At 76.1% G+C, this 24,120-nt stretch carries 20 protein-coding genes; 13 read left to right on the forward strand and 7 right to left on the reverse strand.

What is annotated here, in order from left to right; all coding sequences use genetic code 11:
• Window positions 1-78: 78 nt before the first annotated feature.
• The 10 genes from C8E97_RS16720 (at window position 79) to C8E97_RS16755 (ending at window position 14,212) form a co-directional block, all read left to right on the forward strand.
• Window positions 79-1,224: a glycosyltransferase gene (locus tag C8E97_RS16720; RefSeq protein WP_121006569.1), complete on the forward strand. Its 1,146-nt coding sequence runs from the start codon at window positions 79-81 to the stop codon at window positions 1,222-1,224.
• A gap of 526 nt (window positions 1,225-1,750) precedes the next feature.
• Window positions 1,751-3,406: a catalase gene (locus C8E97_RS16725; protein WP_121006570.1), complete on the forward strand. Its 1,656-nt coding sequence runs from the start codon at window positions 1,751-1,753 to the stop codon at window positions 3,404-3,406.
• Between the two features lie 969 nt (window positions 3,407-4,375).
• Window positions 4,376-4,510, forward strand: coding sequence for a hypothetical protein (locus C8E97_RS36515; RefSeq protein WP_281275432.1), 135 nt, complete (start codon window positions 4,376-4,378; stop codon window positions 4,508-4,510).
• A 94-nt stretch (window positions 4,511-4,604) separates the two neighbouring features.
• Window positions 4,605-4,739, forward strand: coding sequence for a hypothetical protein (locus C8E97_RS36520; RefSeq protein ID WP_281275433.1), 135 nt, complete (start codon window positions 4,605-4,607; stop codon window positions 4,737-4,739).
• A 316-nt stretch (window positions 4,740-5,055) separates the two neighbouring features.
• Entirely contained in the window at window positions 5,056-7,509 is a 2,454-nt protein-coding gene (locus C8E97_RS16735; protein ID WP_121006572.1) for a lantibiotic dehydratase, read from the forward strand.
• On the forward strand, window positions 7,506-9,101 hold the full coding sequence (locus tag C8E97_RS16740) for a hypothetical protein (RefSeq protein WP_121006573.1): 1,596 nt from the start codon (window positions 7,506-7,508) through the stop codon (window positions 9,099-9,101). Before C8E97_RS16735 ends, C8E97_RS16740 begins: the two co-directional genes overlap by 4 nt.
• A gap of 49 nt (window positions 9,102-9,150) precedes the next feature.
• A complete protein-coding gene (locus tag C8E97_RS16745) occupies window positions 9,151-10,857 on the forward strand; it encodes a TOMM precursor leader peptide-binding protein (RefSeq protein WP_121006574.1) in 1,707 nt (568 codons plus the stop codon).
• A 236-nt stretch (window positions 10,858-11,093) separates the two neighbouring features.
• Window positions 11,094-12,077 (forward strand): hypothetical protein, encoded by a 984-nt coding sequence (locus C8E97_RS34630; RefSeq protein ID WP_170211883.1) that lies wholly within the window; start codon window positions 11,094-11,096, stop codon window positions 12,075-12,077.
• Window positions 12,074-13,669, forward strand: coding sequence for a thiopeptide-type bacteriocin biosynthesis protein (locus C8E97_RS16750; protein WP_170211884.1), 1,596 nt, complete (start codon window positions 12,074-12,076; stop codon window positions 13,667-13,669). Before C8E97_RS34630 ends, C8E97_RS16750 begins: the two co-directional genes overlap by 4 nt.
• Before the next feature lie 297 nt (window positions 13,670-13,966).
• Window positions 13,967-14,212 carry a hypothetical protein gene (locus C8E97_RS16755; protein WP_121006576.1) on the forward strand — a complete coding sequence of 82 codons (246 nt, stop codon included), beginning with the start codon at window positions 13,967-13,969 and terminating at the stop codon, window positions 14,210-14,212.
• A gap of 29 nt (window positions 14,213-14,241) precedes the next feature.
• On the opposite strand, the gene C8E97_RS16760 is transcribed toward C8E97_RS16755, so the two are convergent.
• Entirely contained in the window at window positions 14,242-14,580 is a 339-nt protein-coding gene (locus C8E97_RS16760; protein WP_121006577.1) for a tetratricopeptide repeat protein, read from the reverse strand.
• A gap of 317 nt (window positions 14,581-14,897) precedes the next feature.
• Between C8E97_RS16760 and C8E97_RS16765 the strand changes: the two genes are divergently transcribed.
• Window positions 14,898-16,406 carry a tannase/feruloyl esterase family alpha/beta hydrolase gene (locus C8E97_RS16765; RefSeq protein WP_121006578.1) on the forward strand — a complete coding sequence of 503 codons (1,509 nt, stop codon included), beginning with the start codon at window positions 14,898-14,900 and terminating at the stop codon, window positions 16,404-16,406.
• Between the two features lie 58 nt (window positions 16,407-16,464).
• On the opposite strand, the gene C8E97_RS16770 is transcribed toward C8E97_RS16765, so the two are convergent.
• A complete protein-coding gene (locus tag C8E97_RS16770) occupies window positions 16,465-17,832 on the reverse strand; it encodes an aminotransferase class V-fold PLP-dependent enzyme (protein ID WP_211347042.1) in 1,368 nt (455 codons plus the stop codon).
• A 324-nt stretch (window positions 17,833-18,156) separates the two neighbouring features.
• Here C8E97_RS16770 and C8E97_RS16775 point away from each other — a divergent pair, with 324 nt between their 5' ends.
• A complete protein-coding gene (locus C8E97_RS16775) occupies window positions 18,157-18,984 on the forward strand; it encodes a lipase family protein (RefSeq protein WP_246018938.1) in 828 nt (275 codons plus the stop codon).
• A gap of 122 nt (window positions 18,985-19,106) precedes the next feature.
• Here C8E97_RS16775 and C8E97_RS16780 read toward each other — a convergent pair whose 3' ends face one another.
• From C8E97_RS16780 to C8E97_RS16800, 5 genes are all read right to left on the reverse strand, one after another.
• On the reverse strand, window positions 19,107-19,457 hold the full coding sequence (locus tag C8E97_RS16780; RefSeq protein WP_121006579.1) for a VOC family protein: 351 nt from the start codon (window positions 19,455-19,457) through the stop codon (window positions 19,107-19,109).
• A gap of 115 nt (window positions 19,458-19,572) precedes the next feature.
• Window positions 19,573-20,640, reverse strand: a complete 1,068-nt coding sequence (locus C8E97_RS16785; RefSeq protein WP_121006580.1) for a glycine betaine ABC transporter substrate-binding protein — start codon at window positions 20,638-20,640, stop codon at window positions 19,573-19,575.
• Window positions 20,637-21,425, reverse strand: a complete 789-nt coding sequence (locus tag C8E97_RS16790; RefSeq protein ID WP_121006581.1) for an ABC transporter permease — start codon at window positions 21,423-21,425, stop codon at window positions 20,637-20,639. Before C8E97_RS16790 ends, C8E97_RS16785 begins: the two co-directional genes overlap by 4 nt.
• A gap of 174 nt (window positions 21,426-21,599) precedes the next feature.
• Window positions 21,600-22,712 carry an ABC transporter ATP-binding protein gene (locus C8E97_RS16795; RefSeq protein WP_121011657.1) on the reverse strand — a complete coding sequence of 371 codons (1,113 nt, stop codon included), beginning with the start codon at window positions 22,710-22,712 and terminating at the stop codon, window positions 21,600-21,602.
• Entirely contained in the window at window positions 22,702-23,349 is a 648-nt protein-coding gene (locus C8E97_RS16800; RefSeq protein WP_121011660.1) for an ABC transporter permease, read from the reverse strand. Before C8E97_RS16800 ends, C8E97_RS16795 begins: the two co-directional genes overlap by 11 nt.
• Window positions 23,350-23,794: 445 nt before the next feature.
• On the opposite strand from C8E97_RS16800, the gene C8E97_RS34635 reads away from it, so the two are divergent.
• On the forward strand, window positions 23,795-23,956 hold the full coding sequence (locus C8E97_RS34635; RefSeq protein ID WP_170211885.1) for a hypothetical protein: 162 nt from the start codon (window positions 23,795-23,797) through the stop codon (window positions 23,954-23,956).
• Window positions 23,957-24,120 lie beyond the last annotated feature (164 nt).

The following is a 24,120-nucleotide window of genomic DNA, read 5'->3' on the forward strand; positions in this document are numbered from 1 at the left end:
TCGCCGCACCGCCGCGCGTGCCGGTGGCGGCGGGAAAATGGCGGGTCGTCGCGGCAGGCGCCCCGATAGGCTGGTCGGATGCGCGTATTGTTCACCTTCGCCGGCGGGGCGGGGCACTTCCAACCGCTGGTGCCGATCGCCCGCGCCGTGGTCGCCGCCGGCCACACCGTCGCGTTCGCCGCGGGGCCGGCGCGGCGGGCGGCCGTCGAAGCGGCCGGTTTCACCGCGTTCGCCGTGGGCCGTGGCGGCGGCGCCGCCGCCACGGCCGAACGCCGCCCGCTGCTCGTGCCGGACCGGCAGCGCGAGGACGACGACCTGCGCGAGATCTTCGTGCGACAGGGGGTGACCCGGAGGCTGCCGGACTACCTGGACCTGTTCGGCCGGTGGCGGCCGGACGTGGTGGTCTGCGAGGAGACGGACTTCGGCGGCGTGCTCGCGGCCGAGGTGCTCGGGCTGCCCTACGCCAACGCGCAGGTCATCGCATCGGGTTCGTTCGTGCGGCCGGCGGTGGTCGCGCCCGCGCTGGCCGAACTGCGCGCCGAACAGGGGCTGCCGCCCGACCCCGACCTGGTCACGCAGCACCGGCACCTGCTGCTCTCGCCGTTCCCGCCCAGCTTCCGCCACCCGGACTTCCCCCTGCCGGGCACCGCTTTCCCGATCCGCCCGCCGGTGGGTGGGCCGGCCGGGTCCGACCGGCCCACCGTCTACTTCACCCTCGGCACGGTGTTCAACACCGAGTCCGGCGACCTGTTCCACCGCGTGCTGGCCGGGCTGGGCGACCTGCCGGTGGACGTGGTGGCGACGGTCGGCGAGCACGTCGACCCGGCGGAGTTCGGCGAGCAGCGGGCGGGCGTGCGCATCGTCCGCTACCTGCCGCAGGACGAGGTGCTGCCGCGCTGCGACGTGGTGGTCTCGCACGGCGGGTCGGGCAGCGTGATCGGCGCGCTGGCGCACGGCCTGCCGGTGGTGGTGCTGCCGATGGGCGCGGACCAGCCGCACAACGCCGAGCAGTGCGTCCGGCTCGGGGTGGGCCGGGAGTTGGACCCCGTCGCCGCCACCCCGCAGGACGTGCGGGCCGCCGTGGCGGAGGTGCTGGCGGACCCGGGGTACCGGCGGGCGGCCGAGCGGGTGCGCGCCGAGATCCTCGACCTGCCCGAGCCCGCGCGGGCGGTGCCCCTGCTCGAACGGCTGGCCGCCGCGCCGGTGGTGCGCTCCGGGAGCTGACCCCGGCCGGCCGCCGCGCCGCTCGTGAGCCCCGGCGGCCGGCCCCGGCCGGTGGGCCTCCTCACCGGCCGGGGCCTCCTCCGGCGGGCGAGGCCCGCCGTGCAGCCCGCCCCGTTCGCCGGGTCCGGTCGACCGACTCTCCCGCGTGGCCCGAGCCGCGGTGGCCCGAGCCGTGGTGTGCCGCGCGGGCGGTGTGCCGCGCCGTGGTGTGCCGCGCCGTGGTCACTCGTCCGAGTGACTTGTGCCGTCGCCCGCCCGTCCGGCGAGTCGGCGGGCCCGGTCACGGACCGTCCACGTCTGTCATCCCGGCACGGCTGCGCCGGCTCGGGCACCCCACCCGCACGGGTGGTGACCGGCGGCCCGACCGGGTGGCGGCCTGTCCGCTCGTGTCCGCCCGTGACCGGACGGCCGTCGCCGCACGCGCGGACGACACTCACGAGTCGGGTCATTTCCGTTAATCGACCCCGATCCCGGGTAGGCCCGGGGGGACGACGGGACGAGACGTGCGGAAGGACCGAGGGATCTCATGACTGACGTGGCGAGCCAGGGCCCGGAGCCGGGCGACGACCGCCCCGTGCTCACCAACCGGCAGGGGCACCAGGTCTACGACAACCAGAACCAGCGGACGGTCGGCGCGCGCGGACCGGCCACCCTGGAGAACTACCAGTTCCTGGAGAAGATCAGCCACTTCGACCGCGAGCGCATCCCGGAGCGGGTGGTGCACGCGCGGGGCGCGGTGGCGTTCGGCTACTTCGAGAGCTACGGCAAGTGGGGCGACGAGCCGATCTCGACCTACACGCGGGCGAAGCTGTTCCAGGAGCCGGGCAAGCGGACGGACGTGGCGGTGCGGTTCTCCACCGTCATCGGCGGCCGGGACTCGTCGGAGGCCGCCCGCGACCCGCGCGGGTTCGCGATCAAGTTCTACACCGAGGACGGCAACTGGGACCTCGTCGGCAACAACCTGGCCGTGTTCTTCATCCGGGACGCCATCAAGTTCCCGGACGTGATCCACGCGCTCAAGCCGGACCCGGTCACGTTCCGGCAGGAGCCGAACCGGATCTTCGACTTCATGTCGCAGACGCCCGAGGCGATGCACATGCTCGTCAACCTGTTCAGCCCGCGCGGCATCCCCGCCGACTACCGGCACATGCAGGGCTTCGGCGTGAACACCTACAAGTGGGTCGACGCCGAGGGGCGCACCCACCTGGTCAAGTACCACTGGATGCCCAAGGCGGGCGTCAAGAGCCTGACCGAGGCCGACGCCGCCGTGATCCAGGCCACCGAGCTGGGGCACGCGACCAAGGACCTGTACGAGTCGATCGAGCGCGGCGACCACCCGGAGTGGGAGCTGCTGGTGCAGCTCATGACCGACGACGACCACCCGGAGCTGGACTTCGACCCGCTGGACGACACCAAGGTGTGGCCGGAGGACCAGTTCCCCGCCAAGCCGGTCGGCCGCATGGTGCTGAACCGCAACGTGGACGACTTCTTCGCGGAGAACGAGCAGCTCGCGTTCGGCACCGGCGTTCTGGTCGACGGCCTGGACTTCTCCGACGACAAGATGCTGGTCGGCCGCACGTTCTCCTACAGCGACACCCAGCGCTACCGGGTGGGCCCGAACTACCTCCAACTCCCGGTCAACCAGGCCCGGAACGCCTCCGTGCGCACCAACCAGCGCGACGGGCAGATGGCGTACCACGTGGACGGGGCGAAGAACAACCCGCACGTCAACTACGAGCCGTCGATCACCGGCGGGCTGCGGGAGGGCGAGTACCCGACGCACGACGAGCAGGGGCCGGTGATCGAGGGGCGGCTGACGCGCAAGCGGATCCCGCGCACCGACGACTACCGGCAGGCCGGTCAGCGCTACCTGCTCATGGAGCAGTGGGAGCGCGACGACCTCGTGCACAACCTGGTGACGATGCTGGCGCAGTGCGACCGGCCGATCCAGGAGCGCATGGTGTGGCACTTCCTGCTGGTGGAGGACGAGTTGGGCCTGCGGGTCGGTGAGGGGCTCGGCATCAAGCCCCGGGACGTCGCCGACCTCCCGCCGCTGGCCAGCCAGGACCTGACCGACGAGGACCGCGAGCGCCTGGCGAACCTCGGCGCGAACGGCCCGCGGGACGTCTCCGGCCTGAAGATGACGCACTGCGTGCCCAACGAGCGGGTGCGGCTCGCCTGAGCGGCGCGCGACGACCCGGAGTCCCGGTCGCACCGGGCGGTCACGGCGACCGCCCGGTGCGACCGCCCGATGCGACCGCTCGGTGCGACGCCCGCGGGCCGACCTGTTCGTCGGAGCCCCGCCGTCCTGGCCCCCGATCGGAGTCCCACCGCGTCCAGTCCATTCGACCGGTCCGCGGATAACCGCGGTCACTTCTCCGGCACCCAGGTGAATAGCGTTCCGCCGGGCGCCGGGCGCCGGGACGACGTCGCCGCGCGCCGCGCATCGGCGGACGACAACTCCGGTGGGCGAGGTCCCGCACGCCCGAAGATCCGATGTGCCGAATCCCGCGCGCGACGGGCCGACGGCATCCCGGTTCGGGGACCGCCGAACCGGGATGCCGTGGATTTCCGGTTCGGGCGCGGCTCGTTTCGGGGCCGGCCAAAGCCCGCCCGGCCGCGCTCCGCGCCGACCGCGACAGGAAATTCAACGCTCCACCGGCCGTATGCGATAAATGCGCCGACCGGCCGCACACGAGCGGGTCGTCCCGCGCCGCAGTGGGCTGACCAGCGTGGTCTTGCCGATAACGGCCCGGAACCGTCCGCTCTCCCGAATCGCGCCCGATGTCGTTCGGAATCCCGCACCCCGCGCGGGAGGTCACGCGTCCGGCGGTTCCGGGCGAATGGCGGACGGTGTGCTTCGGTCACTCGGACCACGCGTGCCCGTCCGGCGCTGTCGGCGCTGTGGGTCGCGCAACCTACACCCGGTCGGGGGTTCCTCGCCGCACTTGCCCGGCGTTTTCCGCGAGCACGCCCATCGGGAGTTCAAATGGGCTTCCGAGGTCGAACGAATACCTGTCACCCGAATGACCTCCCGGCCCCTTTCCCGAATCATCTGGAATAGCGTCGACGGGTCTTGTCGGTGTCCGATCCATCTGCTTAGGGTTCCGCCCTGCAATGCACGATTCCGGATCGGACGAAGGAGGACGACATGGACTTGACGTTCGACGTCGAGGACTTGGTGCTGGACGAGCTGGCCGTGACGGCCGTCGGTGACGCGGCGTTCGCGGACGGCGGTGCGGGTGCGGCGTCCTGCTCGTGCTGCAGCCGGCCGACCCAGGGCTGATTCGACCCCCGGGGGCCTGATTCGAACCCCGGGGCTGATTCGAACCGTGGTCGGCGTTGGTCAGCCGGTCGCGACAACCAACCAGGAGGGTGTCATGGAGCTGTCTTTCGACGTCGAGGACTTGGTGCTGGACGAGCTGGCCGTGACGGCCGTCGGTGACGCGGCGTTCGCGGACGGCGGTGCGGGTGCGGCGTCCTGCTCGTGCTGCAGCCAGCCGACGCAGGCGTGAGCAGGCCCGTCGCCGACCGCTGACCGCGACGCCGGTCCGGCGGTGCCGCGAGGCCGGCGCCCGACGTCGAGGACGCGGTCCTGGACGTGCCGGCCGTGACACCGCCGACCGCGCGGCTGCCGCGCACGGCGGAGCGGCGCCCGCGTCCCGTCCGCCCGCGCTCCACCCGGGCAGGTCGGGACACCGCCGGGCGCCGGCGGTCGCGGTGGGCCGACGCGCCCGCCGCGACCGCCCGCCGCGGCGGCAGGTCGGTGCCCCCGGTCGGGGGCGTCGGTCCCGACGCCCCCGACCACCACTCCCGCGGAAGGAAGCGCGCATGGCCGCTGTGATCACCACCGAGTTGGCGCCGTACGCGGTGGTCCGCGTGGCGGCGTTGCCCCACCCCGGGCCGCCGGCCGGCGCGGCGGGCTTCCGCGCGGCGATGGCCGCCGCGGTCGCGGCACGCGCCCGCGTCCGGGGGCTCGCGCCGGAGGTCGCCGACGCGCTGCACGACAGCGCGGCCGACCACCCGCCGGAGTTCCACCGCCGGGTCGTGCTGCCGCTGCGGCGCGACGTCCACAACGACCGCTCGCCCCGCCCCGCGCTGCTGGCGGAGTTGGGCGAGCTGCCCGACCGGGTGCCCGTGCTGGCGCGCTGGCTCGCCGAACGCGCCGCGCTGGACGCCGCCACCGACGCGCTGCTGACCGCGTGGCCGGCCGCGCTGGCCGCGGAGCGCGCCGTGCTGGCGCGGGTGTGCGACGCCGAGCCGGTGCGCCTGGCCGGGGTGCTGACCGGCGCGGACCTCCTGCACGGCCTGGCGCGCACCGCGGCGGGCGGCGGCACGCCCGACCGCAAGGCGCGCAAGGCGGAGGCGACCGTCCTGCGGTACGCCCTGCGCGCCACGGCCAAGACCAGCCCGCTGTCCTGGTACACCCACGTCGGCTGGGGCTACTGGGGCGACGGGCCGTGGCCCTCCGCGCGGCCGGTGGCGCACACCGAGGTGAACCGCCTGCTGCTGGCCCGCCTGGTCGACGCCTTCCGCGACCGGCCGCACCGCCTCGCGCCCGGCCTGCACGACCGGGACGGCCGCGTGGTGTTCCGCCGCGACGCCCCGATCGCGCCGGGCGCGGACGCGCCGCCGTCCCGGATCCACGTCACCCGCGAGGAGCAGGTCGACCTGGCGGCCACCGGGCCGCTGCGGTTCGTCGTGGCCACCGCGCGCGCCGCCGGTGCGGCGGGCGTCGAGCCGTCCGCGCTGGTCGGGGCGCTGGCCGCCCGGATGTCCACGCCCGACGCGCGCGCCGCCGCCCGCGGCTACGTCGAGCGGATGCTGGACATCGGCCTGCTGGTGCCGGTGGAACCGGTGCACCCCCAGGACCCGGACGCGCCGTCGGCGATCGTCGCGTGGCTGCGCGAGCGGGGCGCGCACGACGCCGCCGACCGCCTGGCGCGGCTGGTGGCGACCACCGCCGCGTTCGCCACCGCCGACCCGCCCGCGCGCGCCGTCGCCGCCGCCGCGCTCGACACCGGCTGGCGGGAGCTCGGCGAGCGGGTGGGCGTCGACCTCTCCGGGATCGCGCCGGTCCTGGAGGACGTCCTCCTGCCGGAACCCGTGCCCGCGCCGGCCACGGGCACCGACGCGCTGACCAGGCTCACCCCGCTGCTGGTCCTCTTCGACCACCAGGTGCTGCTGCGCAGGCTGCTCCGCAACCGGTTCGTCGAGTCGGTCGGCGCGGGCGGCGTCGCGACCCTCGCGGAGTGCGCGGTCTTCCTGGCGGGCACGTGGAAGGACACCGCCGACGCCGCCGAATGGACCGGCGACCCCGAGGTGGTGGCGCTGCTGGAGGCCCGCGCGAAGCTCGCGGCCGCCGCGCCCGCGGACGGCGTGCTGACCGACGACCTGGTCGACGAGGCCGCCCACCACGTGCCGACGTGGCTGCGCCGCCCCGGCTCCTACGCGTTCTTCGGCCAACCGTCGCGGGACGGGCGGCTCGTGGTCAACCACGTCTACCCGGGGTTCGGCCGGTTCACGAGCCGGTTCCTGCGGCGGCTGCCCGGCGCGGCGGACGCGGTGGCCGCCCGGTTGCGGCGGACGCTCGGCGCGCGGTTCGCGCAGTTCCGGCCGCTGCGCGGGTTCAACGCCAACCTGCACCCGCTGCTCGCGCCGCACGAGGTCGGCGAGGACGCCCGGTGGGCCGACCTGCCCGCCGACGAACTCCTGGTCCGGCACGACCCGGTGGCCGACGAACTGCGGGTCGTGCACCGGGGCGAGCCGCTGGACGTGGTCTACCTGGGCTTCCTGATGCCGCTGGTGCTGCCCGACCGGTACGTCCCGCTGTACTCGGACCTCGCGTGCGGCCGGGTCGGCCTGGAGCCGCTCCGGTCGAGCGAGGCCGACGGCGAGGTGGTGCGGCGCGGCGGGCTGCGCTACCGCGACGTGGTGCTGGCCCGCCGCGCGTGGGACTTCCCGACCGCGCCCGCGCTGGGCGCGGAGGAGGAGGTCGCGCCCGCGGTCGCGGCGTGGCGCGCCCGGCACGGGCTGCCCGGCCACGTGTTCGTCGACGCCCGCTCGTCGTCGCTGTCCGCCGACTTCCTGAGCCGCCGGCTCATCGCGGCCAAGCCGCAGTACGTCGACCTCGGGAACGCCCTGCACCTGCGCTGCCTGCCGCGGCTGCTGTCCCGGTTCCCGGACGGCGTCGAGCTGACCGAGGCGCTGCCGGTGCCGGGTGCGGGGTCGCCCGGCGGCCGGGTGCTCGAAGTGGTCGCGGAAACGTACTGGGAGGTCTCGTGACGGACCAGCCTGCCGACGGGGAGCTGCTGCGCCTGCGCCCGATCGTCCACGCCAGCCCGACGCCCACCGGCCTGCACGTGCGGGGGTGGTCGTCCAGCTTCAACGTCGACGGCGGCAAGGGGCTGTGGACGGTCTGGCAGCGGCTGGCCGGACCGCTGGCCGACGGCGTGCCGCCGGAACGGCTGACCGTGCCGGACCAGGCGCCGCCCGCCGTCGCGGCGGCCCTGGAGCTGATCATCGGCCAACTGCACGAGCACGACCTGCTGGTGCGGGTGCCCGCGTCCTGGGCCGCCGGTGGACCGCCCGAGCACGTCGCGCGGTGGCTGGAGGCGGTGGCGGAGCGGCCCGCGCGGGCGTGGGACGCGCTGCGGCGCGCCGCGGTGACCGTCGCCGGGCCCGGCGCCCTGGCCGCCGCCGCGCGCCGGGCGCTGGCGGACACCGGGCTCCACGTCGGCCCGGTCGAGCCGGGACCGGACCTGGTGCTGGTGTGCGACGGCCACGCGGTCGCCGCCGGGTGCGCCGCCGACGTGGGCTTCGTGGTCGCGCCCGGCGCGCGGGGCGACGTGCTCGCCGACGCCGAGGCCGTCGCCCACCGCCTCGGTGCCGAGGCCGTCGCCCACCGCCTCGGCGGCGCGGCGGGCGAGCCGCCGGAGGTGCTGGCGGCGCTGGTCGGCTCGGCCGCCGCGCACCGGCTGGTGTGCGCGGTGGCGGACCTGCCCGACCCGGCGCACGAGGTGGCGGGCACCTGGTACGACGCGCCGCCGCCCGGACCGGTCCACCAGCCGGTGCTCGTCGCGCGGCTGGACCCGCTGCGGGCGGACTACCACCCGTGGCTGTCGGCGGTGCGCCCGGTCCCGCCCGCCGGCCGGATCGCCGAGGTGCTGGGCGACGCCGAGCTCGGGCCGGTGCCCGCGCCGGACACCGGCGACCTGCCGCAGGTGCCGGTGAAGCTGGCCGCCTCGGGCGACGTCGTCGGCTACGGCGTCACCGAGCGGTCCGCCCGGCTGGACGCCGTGGTCCGCGCCGCGCACCGGCTCGCGCCCGACCGCACCGCGGTGGGCGCGGACGCCGTGCACGCGCTCGGCCTCGCGCTGCGCGCCGCCGCCCGGTCGCTGCCGGGCACCCCGGTCGACCCCGACGAGTGGCACGCCGACCCGACCGCGCGGCGGTGGTGGAAGGCGGTGGTGCTGCGGTTCGCGCTGCCCGCCGAGGCGGAGGTGGCGCGGCTCGGCGACGGGGTGGTGCGCGCGGTCGTCCGGGCGGGCGGCGCGGAGCTGTCCTGGGCGGTCGAGGCGACCGCCGCCGACGCCGTCGCGTTCGCGGCGATGGCGGCGGCGGGCCGCGCGCAGGCGGGCGGGTCGGAGCCGGTCGTGCTGTCCGGCGCGTTCCCGGTGGAGGAGCCGAAGACCGCCGGCGTCCCGTGGACCGACCGGGCGTGGCACTGGCCGCACGGGGTGCGCGCGGCGGAGGAGGGGTTGCAGCGCCGGCTGGGCGAGCTGATCGGCGGCGTCGAGGTCAAGCGGGTGGCGTTGGGGCCGGTCCTGCACGCGGCGGGCCTGGTGGGTTTCGCGATCCCGGAGGCGGTGCGGTGAGCGTGGTGGTGTCGGGCCCGGTGGGTTTCGCGGCCCCGGAGGCGGTGCGGTGAGCGTCGTGGTGCTGTGCGACTACGCGGTCGGGGACCTGCGGCACGTGGGCGCGGACGGCGTGGCGGTGTTGCCGGTGCGGCACGACGGCGCGGTGACGTTGCTGGGTCCGGTCGTCGGCGGTGGGCCGGGTGTGTGCCTGTCCTGCGCGGAGGACGGCAGGCTCGCCGCGCAGAGCGCCGTCGTACCGCGCCGCGACGACGGGATGCGGGTGGGCGGCGTGCCCTCGCCGGCGCACGGACCGCTGGTGGACGCGTTGACCGCGCTCGTGCTGGCCGACCCGGACGCCTACCGCGACCGCGTGCTGGCCATCCGCGTGGACGTCGGCACGGTGGCCGAGCACCCCGTGCGCACCCGACCCGAGGGATGCCCGGTGTGCGGGCCGCTGCCCGACGACACCGCAGCCTCCGCCGTCGTGGCGCGCGCGCCCGCGCCCGTGTCGCCCGGCACGCTGCGCGGCGCGAACCCGCGCACCGGCGGCGACGCGCTGCGTGCCGCGCTGGTCGACCCGCGGCACGGACCGGTGGACCGGCTGACCCCCATCGGCGACCTGCCGCTGCCCGCGGTGAGCGCGCGGATCGTGACCGACGACGGGCAGCAGGCCGGCTTCGGCCGCACGGCCACGTTCGCCGAGTCCGAGCGGGTGGCGTTGTTCGAGGCGGTGGAACGGCTCGCCGGGATGCGGCCCCGGCGCACCCGGACCGTGCTGGAGGCGTCGTTCGCCGAACTGGGCCCGGAGCGCGCGGTCGACCCGACCCGCCTGGGCCTGCCGGACTTCCCGTCGCCGCGCGTGACGCCTTACACGCCGGACACCCGCACGCGGTGGGTGCACGGGTGGTCGTACTCGCGCGGCACCACCGTGGCGGTGCCCGAGCACGCCGTCTACTGGGGCGGCACGCCGGGTACCCGGTTCCTGCACGAGACGTCCAACGGGTGCGGCACGGGCAACAGCCTCACCGAGGCCGTGCTGTACGGGTTGTTCGAGATCGCCGAGCGGGACGCGTTCCTGATGGCGTGGTACCAGCGGACGCCGTTGCGCGCGCTCGTGGTCCGCGACGAACTGGCGCTGCACCTGTCCGACCGGCTGGAACAGTTGGACTACCGGCTGGAGTGCTACGACGCGACCAACGACCTTGCGGTGCCCGCCGTGCTGGCGCTGGCCCGCTACACCGGGGCGGCGCCGTCCGCGCCGCGCGCGTTCTTCGCGGCGGGCGCGGGGGTCGACCCGGACGCCGCCGTGCGGTCCGCGGTGGTGGAGGTGGCGGTGGACGTCGAGTCGGCCGCCAAGCGCGCCCGCGCCGACCCGGCGGAGCACGACCGGGAACGGCTGCTGCGGCTGCTGCGCGAACCTGAGCTGATCCGCACGATGGAGGACCACGTGGCGGTCAACGGCCTGCCCGAGGCCGCCGACCGCTACGACTTCCTGCGACCGGACGACCCGGTGGCGCCCGCCCCGCCCGACGTGCCGCTCGACGACCTGGACGCGTTGCTGGAGCACTACGTGACGGCGTGGGCGGCGGCGGACCTGGAGGTGATCGCGGTGGACCTGACGGACCCGCCGGTGCGCGACCGCCTCGGCCTGCACTCGGCGAAGGTGGTGGTGCCGGGCACGCTGCCGATGACGTTCGGCGAGCGCGACCGCCGCACCCGCGGCATGCCGAGGCTGCGCGCGACCGGGCCCCTGCCGCCCCACCCCTTCCCGTGACCGGGTCCGACGCGCGGGCCGCCGGACCCGCCAAGGCGCCGTCGGCCGACGAGCGGCTTGGCGCACGGCCTGTCGACGGACAGCCAGGGGGCGCGACCGCCGCCGAGGCGCCGGTCCCCGCTGGGGCGCGGGCCGCCGAGGAGCTGGCCGCCGCCTACCGGCACGGTCCCGAAAGGACGATCGCGCCCGGCCCGCCACCGCCCCCGCCGCCCCTCGAACCCGGACCCCGAGCGGCGTTGAGGAGCCTGGCCGAGCGGGGCGCGTTCGGTGCCGCGTTGGCGCACCTGCTGACCGACGTGGCCACCCCGCTGCGGTGGGAGCCGTGGAACCCGTACAACGACCACCGCGCCTACCCGTCGGCGCGGTCGGCGTTCGCGGTGGACGTGGTGCTGGTCGCGGACGGCCGGTCGTGGCCGCTGGACCCGGTGCGCCGGGCACTGGTCGGCGGCGCGCCCGAACGGCTCGGCCCGTGCGCCCGGCTCGACCTCGTGCGCCGCCCCGAGCGCTTCTCCGCGGGGTACGGCGAGTTCGCGGACGTGCTGGTGGAGCTGGAGCTCGGGCACCTGCTCGCGGCGCTCGCGGACCACGCGGCGCGGCTGGGCCTGCGGGCGCGCGTGGCCGGCGACGGCGTGGTGGTGTGCTCGGACCGCGAGACCGGCGCGCCCGCCCCACGGCCGCCGGCGCGCAGTTCCGGGTTCGGGCCGCGCGGCGTCGCCGCGGACCCGCGGCCCCTGCCCGCCGCCGCGTGGCACGCGGTGGTCGCCGCCCTGCCGCGCCTCGCGCACGTGCGGCACCGGCTGGCGGCGCGCGATGTCGAGGGCGTCCCGGACGGGTGGTACGACGCCGACCGGCCGGTCGAGCCGGGACCCGCGGTGGCGCGGCTCCGGGACGCCTTCCGGCACCCGCCGGACACCGTGGACGTCGGCAGCGCGAACCTGGCCCTGGTGATCACCGGCGACCCGGCGGCGGCGGTGGCCGACACCGGGCCCGACGGGTACCGGGCCCTGCTGCGCGCCGTGGGCTCCGCCGCCCAGCGCGTCTGCGCGGCCGCCGCCGGCGCGGGCCTGTTCTGCCGCCCGCTGCGCGGCGTGCACGACGAGCGGCTGGAGGCGCTGGTCCGGGCGCCGGCCGGGCACACCCTGCTCTACCTGCTCGTGGCGGGCAGGCCGCGGGTTACGGGCTTCACCTACGACCTCACCCCGCTGGAGGGACGACCGTGACGTGGACTGGACTGCACGTGCGGGTGTCGTGGCGGGTGCAGCACGTCGACGCGTTCGTCGCCGACGTGCTCGCGCCCGCGATGGCCGAGCACCGCGCGGCCGGCCGGATCTCCGACTGGTTCTTCATCCGCTACTGGCAGGCCGGCCCGCACCTGCGGGTCCGGCTGCGGGACGCGGCCGGGCACGCGGACGCGATCGCCGGGCAGTTGCGTTGCCTGGTCGCGGCGCAGGACCACCCCGAGGTGGCGATGGACCCGGAGAAGTACCACGCCGCGCTGGGCGTGGCGGACGAGCCCCTGCTGCCGCACGGGGACGTGCGCGCGGTGCCCTACGAGCCGGAGGTGGAGCGCTACGGCGGCCCGGAGGCGCTGCCGATCGCCGAGGAGGTCTTCTGCCGCAGCACCGACGTCGCGGTGGCGGTGCTGACCGCGGCGCGCACGCCGCAGGCCAAGCTCAGCGCCGCCGTGGAACTGGTCATGGCCACGACCTCCGGGCTGGGGCTGGACCGGCCGGCGGCGGCGTCGTGGCTGCGCGGCCTGGCCGCGTCCTGGCGGATGCGCCACGAACCGGCGACCGCGCCGACGATGTCGTCCCACCTGGCCGCGCACCGGCTGCACGCCGCCCGCGCGGCGAAGCTGAGCGCGCGGTGGGACCGCGTCGAGACCGCGCCGACCGGCGCGGTGGAGCACTGGGTGCGGCAGCTGCGCGCCGACCTGCCGCGCGGCGCCTGGGCGTCCCAGCTGCACATGCTGCTCAACCGGCTGGGCGTCGGCCCGGACGAGGAACGCCTGGTCTGCTGGCTGGTCGCGGCCACCGCGCTCGCGCCGTCCGGGGTGGCGGGGTTCCACGCCGACGGCGCGGACGCGCCCGACCGCCGCTACCTGGAGGCGAGCAAGTACCGGCCGGAGGTCGACGAGCAGCGCCCGCGCAAGGACCACACCCGCGACCGGGCCGCACCGCGACCGGGGCGGCGGGTGGTGCGGCTGCCCGAGCCACCGGACACCGCGGTGACGCTCCGGGAGGTGCTGCGCGACCGGCGCACCGGTCGGGGCGACGCGCTGCGCGGGCCGCTGGACGCCGCCCGGTTGGCGGCGCTGCTGTGGACCGCGCACGGCCGGCTGCCCGACGGCCGGCGTCCGCACCCCAGCGCGGGCGCGCTCTACACCGCCCGGCTGCGCCTGGTGGCGTGGTCGGTGGACGGCCTGGAGCCGGGCCTGTACGACGTGGACGAGGACGACCGGCGGCTGGTGGCGGTCGCGCCCGCGCCGCCGGTCGAGGACGTCACCCGGACGGCGAGCTGGTTCGGGCCGGGCGCGGTGCGCGGCGGCGGCGTGGACCTCGCCACCACGCCGGCGCTGCTCGGGCTGTACGCGCGGGTCGGCGAGCTGCGCCGGGACTACGGGCTGCGGGCGGCGCGGCTGGGGTTCACCGAGGCCGGTCACCTCGCGCAGAACCTGGCGCTGGTCGCGGCGGGGCTGTCGCTGTCGTTGGGCATGGTCGGCGGGTTCTACGACGACCTCGCGCACGACGTGCTCCTCCTGGACGGCGTGGACGACACCCTGGTCTACCTCCTGCCGGTCGGGTCGTGCTGAAGCAGGCGGGCGACGGTGCCGGTACCCGCCGCCCGTAGCCCGTCCCCGCGCACCTCCGGCTGCTGGTCGGACCGCCACGGCTGCGGGAACCGCCCCCGCCCGGCGACGGGTTGCCGCTCCCGGACGACGAGGCGGAGCACCACCGGGATCTCGTGGCGGGCGCGCGGGTAGCGACCGGGCGCGTCGGGTTCGCCGCCTGGGAGGAGCCTGCGCGGCCCGCCTCCGCGCACCTCGGCCGGGGGTTCGGTCCTGTTCGGACTGCGGTGGTCGGCGGCGCACCTCGCGACGTCCGGCCGGGTGCCGGGAGGAGCCCCGACCGGCGGCGGGTCGTTCACCGAGCCGGTGGTGGCGGACGCCCGTGCGCCCGGCGGCCTGGTGCTCTTCGCGCCCCGGTTGGCCGCCGAGCCGCGCCACCTCGCGTCCGTCCTCGGCGTCGTCCCGGCGGCGGACGGCGACGACCGCGCTCGCGGGGTGCACGCCCTCCTCGCGGCGGCCCGTGCCGCCGTCGCCGCCGGTGCGGCCCTGGTGGCGGACTACGCGTGACCACGTCCGCTCGGCGAGCGCGCCGCGCCTCAGGTGGTGGGTTCCTCGGCATCCGGTGCGGCGGCACCCGGTTCCCCGGCACCTGGTCCGGTGGTGGGGTCGAGCAGGTGGCGGACCTGTTCGGCTTCGTCGTGGCGGCCGTGGTCGAGGTAGAGGGTGAGGGCTTCGGTCCAGGCGGTGCGGGCCTGGTGGTGTTGGCCGAGGGCGGTGTGGCAGTGGCCGAGGCGGTCGGGGATGCGGGCGGTGATGTTGGTGTGGCGGATGCCTTGGAACAGGGTGAGGGCCTGCCGGTAGTGCTCGACGGCCTGGTGGTGGTGGCCGGTGCGGTGGCTGAGGTAGGCCAGGTGGCGTCGAGCGCGGCCTGCCACGTGGCGCGGCTGTCGGCGCGGCGGCGATCGGCCAGGACTGTCTCATGTGGACTCCTCGGTGGTCGGCGCGTCCGGGCGCGGCGGCACGGGCGGAGCCTCCGCCACCGGGCTTCGGCACCGCTTCAACGGTGCTTCGACCGCCTGGTCACGTCCGGGTCCGGGACGGCGTGCCCACGCGGCGGGCGGGCTGTTGACAGACGGCGCGGCGCGTCCCAAGGTGGATCTCACCGGCACATCCGCGCACCGGGTGCGGGCACAGGGCACCGCTCCGCGGCTGGGCCGCCTCCGTCGTCGTCCGGGGTCCAGGGAGGCCGGTCATGCGCGGGAACGGGAGAAGGAGCGCTGCGCTCGCCGTGGTGGCGCTGCTGGCGCTGCCGGTGGTGACCGCCTCGGCCGCCACGACCGCCGGCGGTGGCCGGCCGTTCTCCGCCGCCGCGCGCTGCGCGTCGTTGCGGGCCCTCGACCTGGAGGCGCTGCCCGGCGCGCCGACCAGGATGGCCACGGCCGAGGTCGTGCCCGCCGACCGGGACGTGCCGGGCCACTGCCTCGTGCGCGGGTACGTCGCGCCGCAGGTCTCGTTCGAGCTGCGGCTGCCCGACCCGGCCGGCTGGAACGGCGACTTCTTCTTCGGCGGCTGCGGCGGGCTGTGCGGCAGCCTCGACACCGACGCCTGCGTCGCGGCCCTGGGCCGGGGCTACGCCGCGGCGACCACCGACACCGGCCACCGGGGCGCGGACCCGCGCGGCCTGGGCACGGTGACCGCGGATGCCCTGTGGGCGTACGGGAACGAGCCGGCCGTGGTCGACTGGGCGCACCGCGGCGTGCACGTGGCGACGGTCGCGACGAAGAAGCTCACCGAGGTCTTCTACCGGCGCGCCATCGGCTACTCCTACTTCGCGGGCTGCTCCAACGGTGGCCGCCAGGCGCTGGCGGAGGCGCAGCGCCACCCGCACGACTTCGACGGCATCTGGGCGGGCGACGCGGGCCTGGACTTCCGCACGGTCACCCTGAACTGGGCCTGGGCCGCCAACGCCAACCTGGACGCGGCCGGGCGGCCGATCGTCACCGAGGCGGACGTGCCGCTGGTCCACGACGCGGTGCTGGACCAGTGCGACGCCCTCGACGGCCGCGCCGACGGGATGCTGGACGACCCGCGGGCGTGCCGGCTCGACCTGTCGGCGCTGGAGTGCCGCGACGGCCGGACCCCGTGCCTCGACGACCGGAAGGTCGAGGCGCTGCGGCTGCTCTACCGGACACCGACGGACTCGCGGGGCGTGGAGCTGACCGACGGCGGGCTCCTGCCCGGCAGCGAGGGCGACTGGCCGGTGTGGCTCACCGGCACCGGTGGCGCGCCGCCGCTGGCGCCGCTCCTGGTCGACGGGATGCTCCGCTACCTGGCGTTCGACGAACCGCCCGGCCCGGACTACGACCCGCGCGCGTTCGACTTCGACGCGGACCCGCCGCGGATGACCCGCAAGGACGCGCTGATCAGCGCGGACGACCCGGACCTCTCGGCGTTCCGCGCGTCGGGCGGCAAGCTGCTCATGACGGCCGACTGGGCGGACGGCGTGCTCCAGCCGCGGTCGTCGCCGAAGTACTTCGACCGCGTGGCGGAGGCGCTCGGCGGGGTGGCGGAGGCGCGGCGGTTCTTCCGGCTGTTCCTGATACCCGGCAAGAACCACTGCTCCAGCGCGTGGGTGGGCGGTCCGACCGACCCGTTGCGGATCCTGGAGGACTGGGTGGAGCGCGGCACGCCGCCGACCACCGTCACGGTCGGGTACGACGGCGGCGTGACGCGCTCCTTCCCGGCGTACCCGTCGACGTGACGCGCTCCTCCCGGCGCGGTCGATCGGGGGTGGCGGGCCCCTCCGGGGTGCGCCGTGGTCAGGACCTCACGAGCCGCCTGATCTCGGCGAGGACCCGGTCGACGTCCTCCGACCGGTTCGTGATGCCGGTGCCCAGCCGGGGGTAGGGCACCCGGTACTGCGCGTTGGTGATCCGGATCCGCCGCTCCGCCAGCCGGTCGGCGACCTCGTGGTGGTCGAGGCCCGGCACCTCGAAGCACGTCAGCCCGGACGACAGCCGCTCGGACAGCGGGGTGTGCAGGACGACGCCGGGCGTGTCCGCCAGGCCCCGCCGCAGCCGCGCGGACAGCTCGCGGGTGCGCGCGGCGACCCGGTCCCGCCCGATCCGCCGGTGGAAGTCCACCGCGGCGGGCACCGCGAACACGTGCTCGAAGGCCAGGAAACCGCCGGGCACCAGGTCGTCGGCGGTGGTCGGCTCGACGGGGTCGCGGCGCAGGAAGCTCGGCGTCACCGGGCGGAGCTGCGCCCAGGCGTCCGGCCGGGCCCACACCAGGCCCGTCCCGCGCGGCCCGAACAGCCACTTGTGGGTGCCCGACACGAAGATGTCGGCACCCAGCGCGGCCACGTCGGCGTCCTCCGCGCCGAGCCCGTGCACGCCGTCGACCACGAGCAGGCACCGGTCGGCCTCAGCCCGCCCGGCGTTGGCCCGCGCGACCACCTCGGCCAGCACGGGGACCGGCAGCTTCACCCCGGTGCTGGACTGCACCCACGTCACGCCGACCGCGCGGGTCCGCGGCGTGATGGCCGCGCGCAGGCGCTCCGCGACCTCGTCCACCGACACCGTCGCGGGGTCGTCGTAGAGCCGGCCGACCCGGACCTCGGCGTCGCCGCGCGCCGCCGCGAGCCGGACCGCGTTCTGGTGCGCGAAGTGGTCGTGCTCGGTCACGAACAGCTCTTGGCCGGGCCGCACGCGCAGCCCCTGGTAGACCAGCGCCAGCCCGATGGTGGTGTTCGGCACCGGCGCGATCTCCTCCGGCCTGCCGCCGAGGTAGCCGGCCAGCGAGGCCCGGAGCCGGACCCACTCCTTGACCGACGGGTCGCCCCAGTACGCCCGCTGCACCCAGCTCGGGTCGGCGTCCATCAGCCGCCGCAGCCGGTCGATCTCGGCGCGCACCGGCGCGGGGTGGGGCGACAGCAGGAACGCGTTGAGGTGCACCCGGTCGGGGGCGAGCCGGAACTGGGCGCGCACCGCGGACCAGTCGACGCGGCCCGAGGCGTCCACCAGCGGCTGCCCGGACGGCGACGTGGGGGCGTCGCCGGGCGGCGCCGCGCGGGCGGTGGCACCGGCCGCGGTCGCGGTGGTGGTCGCGGTGGTGGTCGGCAGGGCCGCCGCGCCCGTGAGGAGTCCGGCGTTGACCAGGAAACGACGTCGGTTCGACATGGCCATGATGAGCCTCCTTGTGCGGTCCAGTGGACCAAGCCGGGTGGCCGCCGGACAGGGCGTCGGGGGAAGAGGGGACGAAAGGGCACCGGCCACTCCGGACGCGGAGCGGGGTTCCGGCGGTCCGCCCGGTCCGCCGTGCGATGCCCGCCGCACGCGGTCCACCGCGCGCCGACCGGCACCGGGCGACGTCCCGCCCGGTTGTCCGTCACCGGAGCGCCCCGCGCGCCACCTTCGGGTGAGATCGCGCCGCCGGAGCGGCGCACCGCGCGGCTCCGGCGTTACAACGGAGGCGGCCTCAGCCCGTCCGATCGAACCGGGAGCCCAGCCGTGCCCGTGCAGACCTTCGACCACACCGCCACCGGCTACAGCGTGCGGCAGGCGTACTGGATGGCGGAGGCCGCCCGCCTGGCCTACCAGCCGCCGGACGTGATCGAGCAGACCGCCCGCGAGTGGGGGTTCGACCGCGTCCGCCACCACGAGACGACCTTCCGGCCGCCGTTCCCGCTGGAGGACACCCAGGCGTTCACCGCGGCCAGCGACCACATGGTGCTCACCGCCTTCCGCGGCACCGAGCCGAGGAAGATCCAGGACTGGCTCTCCGACGCGTCCACTCCGCCCTGGCCGGGCCCGGCGGGCAAGGGTTTCGTCCACTACGGGTTCGCGGAGGCCCTCCAGTCGATCCACCCGCAGGTCCACGACGCCGTCGCCGAGTTCCGGGACAACGACCAGACCATCTGGTTCACCGGTCACAGCCTCGGCGGGGCGCTCGCCGCGCTGGCCGCGATGCGGCTGTACTTCGAGGACCCCCGCCTGCTCGCCGACGGCGTCTACACGTTCGGCCAGCCGCGCGTGTGCGACCGGGCGCTGGCCCAAGCGCACGACGAGGCGTTCCGCGACCGCACGCACCGGTTCGTCAACAACAACGACATCGTCACGCAGGTGCCGCCGGAGCCCGCGTTCCACCACACGCGGACCCTGCGCTACATCGACTCCTCGGGGCAGTTGCGCGACCGGATGCCGCTGCTCGGCGGCCTGGCCGACCGGGCGAAGGGCTTGACGGCCGACGCGCTCGCCCCGACCAGTGACGGCGTGCGCGACCACTTCGTCAACCGCTACGTGGAGGCCCTGCGCGCCCTCAGCCACCAGGAGGCGTGACGCGTCCCGCGGGGGAAACGGGGCCGCTCCGGACCGGCCTCCGGTAGCGCGCCCGGCGCGCGGATGTCAGGCGCGCGGGCAGAGTCGGTCGTGCTGGAGGCCGTCAGCCGCGCGAGGACGTGTCAGCCGTGCGCGAGGACGTTGACCACGTTGCCGTCCGGGTCGCGCAGGAAGAACCGCCGCACGCCCCACGGTTCGTCGGTCGGGCCGTGCACGATCTCCGCGCCCGCGGCGACGGCGGCCGCGTGTGCCGCGTCGACGTCGTCGACCTGGATCGAGGCCACCGGGACGACGGACGCCGTCGCGTCGTGGGTCGCGAGGCTGAGCTGCGCCTCGGGTCGCGCGGGGTCGGCCAGCGTCACGATCCAGCCGTGGTCCATGACCACCGCCAGGCCGAGGACCTCCGTGTAGAAGGTCTTGGCCTGCTCCAGCGACGCGCTCTTGAGATTCGGGACCACCCTGCCGACCGCCATCCGCCGATCCTCGCCCACTCGGCGGTAGGCGGGCAACACGCCGGTGACGGGACGCACTCCCACGCCGCGCCCGTCCCTCCGGGCGCGGGGACGTCGGTCGAGCGGGCCGGCGGGGTCAGCGGGCGGGCAGGGTCACGAACCCCTCGGCGACCAGCCAGTCGCGGGCGACCGCGGCCGGGTCGCGGCCGTCGACGTCCACCTCGGCGTTGAGCCTCCGGATGGTGTCGTTGTCCAGCTTCGCGACGACGGGCGCCATGACCTCCGCGATCCGGGGGTGGGCGTCGGCGAACTCCTTGCGCAGCACCACCGCGGCGTTGTAGCGGGGGAAGAACTTCCGGTCGTCCTCCAGCACCACGAGGTCCAGGCCGAGGACCCGGCCGTCGGTGGTGAACACCTCGCCGAAGTTGCACGACCCCTGCGCGGTCGCGGAGTAGATCGTGCCGATGCCGAACGTCTTGACCTCCACCGCGCCGACCTCGAACCCGTAGGCCCTGGCCACGCCGGTGAAGCCGTCGTTGCGGCCGACGAACTCGGTCTCCAGGCAGAACACGCCCTGGGCGGGGTCGCGCCGGATCAGCTCCACCATGTCGGACGTCGTCCGCAGGCCGTGCGCGCGGGCGTAGGACTCGGTGACGGCGAACGCGTAGGTGTTGTCCACCGCCGCGTAGTCCAGCCAGACGAGACCGTTGCGGGCGAGGTCGGCGTCGCGCACCGCCTCGTACTGGGCCTGCGCGCCGGGCACCGGGTCGGTGTTGCCGAGGTAGCTGATCCAGCCCGTGCCGGTGTAGTCCCACAGCAGGTCGATGTCGCCGGTGAGCAACGCCTGGCGGGAGCTGTCGGAGCCCTGGATGTTGGTCATGTCCCGCACCTCCGCGCCGGCCGCGGTGAGCGCGACCTCGGCGACGTAGCCCAGGACCTGGTTCTCGGTGAAGTCCTTGGACCCCACGGCGATCGGCACGCCGACCAGCTCGGGCACCGGCCGCACCGAGCCGGGCGCCACCTCGAACGGCAGCGCGAACGAGGACTCCAGGCCGCAGGCGGACACCAGCAGGGCGGCGACGACCGCCGACACCGACCACCGCGACGCGCGCCGCCCACCCCACGCGCCCGCCCGCGTCGACCGCCCGTCACGGCCCGACCCGCCGCTCACCGCCCGTCCGCTCGTGCCGGCCCGCCCGCTCATCGCAGCCCCTTCGGTCCCAGCCAGGTCTCCGCGACGGCGCCGAGCCAGTCCACCAGCAGGGCGAGCCCGACGGCCAGCACGGCGCCGGTGACCAGCACGGGCGCCCTGGCGAGCTTGTAGCCGGTGTCGATCAGCAGGCCCAGTCCGCCGCCGTTGACGAACACGGCGAGGGTGGCCACGCCGACCGCGTGCACCAGCGAGGTCCGCAGCCCGGCGAGGATCAGCGGCACCGCCAGCGGCAGCTCGATCCGCCGCAGCACGGTCGCCGCGGACATCCCGATCCCGCGCCCGGCGTCGACCAGCGCCGGGTCGACGCCCCGGAGACCGACCACGGTGTTGCGCAGCACCGGGAGCAGCGTGTAGAGCGCGATCGGCAGCACCGCCGCCCACAGCCCCTCCAGCCCCGACACCAGGAAGAACAGCACCAGTATCCCGACCGCGGGCGTCGCCTGGCCGATCGTGGCGAGGCCGAGGAACACCGGCGCGGCGCGGCGCGCCCACCGGCGGGTCAGCACGACGCCCAGCGGGACGCCCACCACCGAGACCAGCGCGGTCACGACGAGGCTGATCACCAGGTGGCCCCAGGTGGCCGACACGAGCGCGGACGCGTTGAGGCTCTGCCGCTCGATCGAGTCGAGGTCTCGGGTGAACGCCCAGGCCAGCACGCCACCGACGAGCACCACCGCGGCGACCGGCTGCACCAGCAGCCGCAACTTGTCGGCCCGCCGCCGCGCGGCAACCGCCGACCCCGCCGCCCCCGCCTCCGGGACCGCCGCGCCCGTCACGACACCACCCCCGACGCCGCCCGCACCGACGTCGCCTGCTCTGCCGCAGCCCGCACCGACGCCGCCTGCTCTGCCGCAGCCCGCTCTGCCGCCACCGCCGAAGCCCCCGTCACGACGCGACCCCCGCCGAGGCCCGCACCGCCGACACCCGCACCGCCGAGGCTCGCACCGCCGTCACGACGCCGACCCCGCCTGGTCCCCGCGCGGCTTGCGCACCGCGCCGATCACGGCGTCCACCTCCACCAGGCCGACGTACTCGCCGCGCTCACCCGTGACCACCGCCGGGCCGCCCTCGGTGAGGATCGCCTCCAACGCGTCCTGCAAGCTCGACTCGCGGGTCACCGCGCCGCCGACCGGCCGAGGCCGCCCCGGCCGGCGCACGTCCGCCCAGGCGACGGGCCGGTCGTGCGCGTCGAGCAGCAGCGCCCGCTCGTGGCCGCACCCGGCCAGCAGGCGGCCGACCTCGCCGGGCTCGTCGGTCACCCGCGCGGTCACCGCCCGGCCCAGCTCGACCTCGCGCACCTTCCGCAGCCGCAACTGCTTGAGCGACGCCCCCGCGCCGACGAACCCCGCGACGGTGTCGTCCGCCGGATCGGCCAGGATGGCCTCCGGGGTGTCGTACTGGAGCACCCGCGACCGCGGGCCGAACACGGCGATCCGGTCGCCGAGGCGGACCGCCTCGTCGAAGTCGTGCGTGACGAACACGATCGTCTTGCGCAGCCCCGCCTGCAACCGCAGCAGCTCCTCCTGGAGGTTGCCCCGCGTGATCGGGTCGACCGCGCCGAACGGCTCGTCCATCAGCAGCACCGGCGGATCGGCCGCGAGCGCCCGCGCGACGCCCACCCGCTGCTGCTGGCCGCCCGAGAGCTGCCGGGGGTGGCGGTCGCGGAACTCGGCCGGCTCCAGGCCCACCAGCTCCAGCATCTCGTCCACCCGGTCGGCGATCCGCGACCTGTCCCAGCCCAGCAGCCCCGGCACCGTCGCGACGTTCTGGCCGACGGTCAGGTGCGGGAACAGCCCGGCCTGCTGGATGGCGTACCCGATGCCGCGCCGCAGCCGGTCCGGGTCCAGCGACGACGTGTCCCGCCCGTCGAGGGTGATCCGGCCCGACGTCGGCTCGATCAACCGGTTGATCATCCGCAGGGTGGTGGTCTTGCCGCACCCGGACGGGCCGACCAGCACCACGACCTCGCCTGCCCGGATGGTGAGGCTGACCGCGTCCACGGCGGGCGCGGCGACACCGGGGTAGCGCTTGGTCACCTCGACCAGCTCGATCTCAGCCGCCACCGGCACCCCTGGTGGTGCGGCGGCCGACCAGCGCGAAGACGCCGTCCAGGGCCAGCGCGAGGACGACGACGCCGAGCGTCCCCGCGATCGCCTGGTTGGTCGCGTTCGCGCTGCCCGCCCTGGTCAGCCCGGCGAAGATCTCCACGCCGAGGCCGGGACCGCGGACGTAGGCGGCGATCGCCGCGATGCCCATCAGCATCTGGGCGGCGACCCGCGTCCCGGTGAGGATCGCGGGCCACGCCAGTCGCAGCTCCACCCTGGTCAGCACCCCGAACCGGCTCATCCCGACACCGCGCGCCGCGTCCCGCACGGCGCCGTCCACACCGGCCAGGCCGACGATGGTGTTCCGCACGATCGGCAGCAACCCGTACAGCACGAGCGCGACCACCGTCGGCTCCGCGCCGAGCCCCAGCACCGGGATGAGCAGCCCGAGCAGCGCGAACGACGGGATCGTGAGGACGGCGCTGGTCACCGCGATGGCGGCGGCCGAGCCGAGCGGGCTGCGGTGCACCGCGATCCCGATGCCCACGCCCAGGACCGCGGCCAGCAGCGTGCACTGGACGACGGCGCTGAGGTGCAGCAGGGCCTCCACCAGCAGCCGGTTCCACCGGTCGCCCAGGAACTCCCAGAAGCTCACGGCCACGCCCCGGCGCGCCGGTCGGACCCGGTCCGGGCACGGGACCGGGCGGGGCGGCGCGCCGTTCGCGGCCCGCTCCGGCCCGCCGCGGCGGCCGTGGGCGCGGGCGCTGGAGGAACGATCATCAACCACCTCTGCTGGTCGGCGGGCACGGTGGCTGGTCCGGACACCGGCCCGGAGGAGGACCGCCCGGCCCGCGGTGCGAGAATTCCCAGCGGAGTCCCACCCGGTGGTGAGCCGGCGAGGCCCACGGTACGCCGGCCGATCACCGCGCGGAACGGTTCGGGTCGCGGCTGGTTCGCGGGTCCGCGCGGGCGGTCGGCGCGGTGCGCGTCACCCGGCGGCCGTCACCGGTCGGCGGTGTCGGCGTGACGCACCTCATCGTTTCGCCGGTGCCACCGCCGGCAACCACAGGGCACGAGTGCGTTTTTCCACTGGAGGAAGCATGGAGGAGACAGACGCCGGCCGGGCGGTCGCCAACCCCCGCCGGACGAGGCTGGGTCCGGACTGGACCGCGGGGTCCACGGGTTCGGTCGACCCCCGGCCGAACCCCGGTCCCGGAACCGGCGCGAGCGCCGGGAACGCCCACTCGGCCGAGCCGCTGTAGGCGAGGACCGCGGTGCGGGCGCGGCGGGCGAACACCCCGCGACCGCTCCCGGCCGGACACCGACCCGATCGGACGCCGACGAGATCGGACGCCGACGCGATCGGACACTGATCGGTTCGGACATGGACCGGTTCGGACACCGACCGGAACGTCCGCCGACCGGG

Origin of the sequence: Saccharothrix australiensis (genome assembly GCF_003634935.1) — a bacterium.
GTDB lineage: Bacteria > Actinomycetota > Actinomycetes > Mycobacteriales > Pseudonocardiaceae > Actinosynnema > Actinosynnema australiense.

Coding starts and splice junctions, on each gene's coding strand:
- C8E97_RS16720 (WP_121006569.1), top strand. CDS start 79: ATGCGCGTATTGTTCACCTTCGCCGGCGGGGCGGGGCACTTCCAACCG.
- C8E97_RS16725 (WP_121006570.1), top strand. CDS start 1,751: ATGACTGACGTGGCGAGCCAGGGCCCGGAGCCGGGCGACGACCGCCCC.
- C8E97_RS36515 (WP_281275432.1), top strand. CDS start 4,376: ATGGACTTGACGTTCGACGTCGAGGACTTGGTGCTGGACGAGCTGGCC.
- C8E97_RS36520 (WP_281275433.1), top strand. CDS start 4,605: ATGGAGCTGTCTTTCGACGTCGAGGACTTGGTGCTGGACGAGCTGGCC.
- C8E97_RS16735 (WP_121006572.1), top strand. CDS start 5,056: ATGGCCGCTGTGATCACCACCGAGTTGGCGCCGTACGCGGTGGTCCGC.
- C8E97_RS16765 (WP_121006578.1), top strand. CDS start 14,898: ATGCGCGGGAACGGGAGAAGGAGCGCTGCGCTCGCCGTGGTGGCGCTG.
- C8E97_RS16770 (WP_211347042.1), bottom strand. CDS start 17,832: ATGGCCATGTCGAACCGACGTCGTTTCCTGGTCAACGCCGGACTCCTC.
- C8E97_RS16780 (WP_121006579.1), bottom strand. CDS start 19,457: ATGGCGGTCGGCAGGGTGGTCCCGAATCTCAAGAGCGCGTCGCTGGAG.
- C8E97_RS16785 (WP_121006580.1), bottom strand. CDS start 20,640: ATGAGCGGGCGGGCCGGCACGAGCGGACGGGCGGTGAGCGGCGGGTCG.
- C8E97_RS34635 (WP_170211885.1), top strand. CDS start 23,795: ATGGAGGAGACAGACGCCGGCCGGGCGGTCGCCAACCCCCGCCGGACG.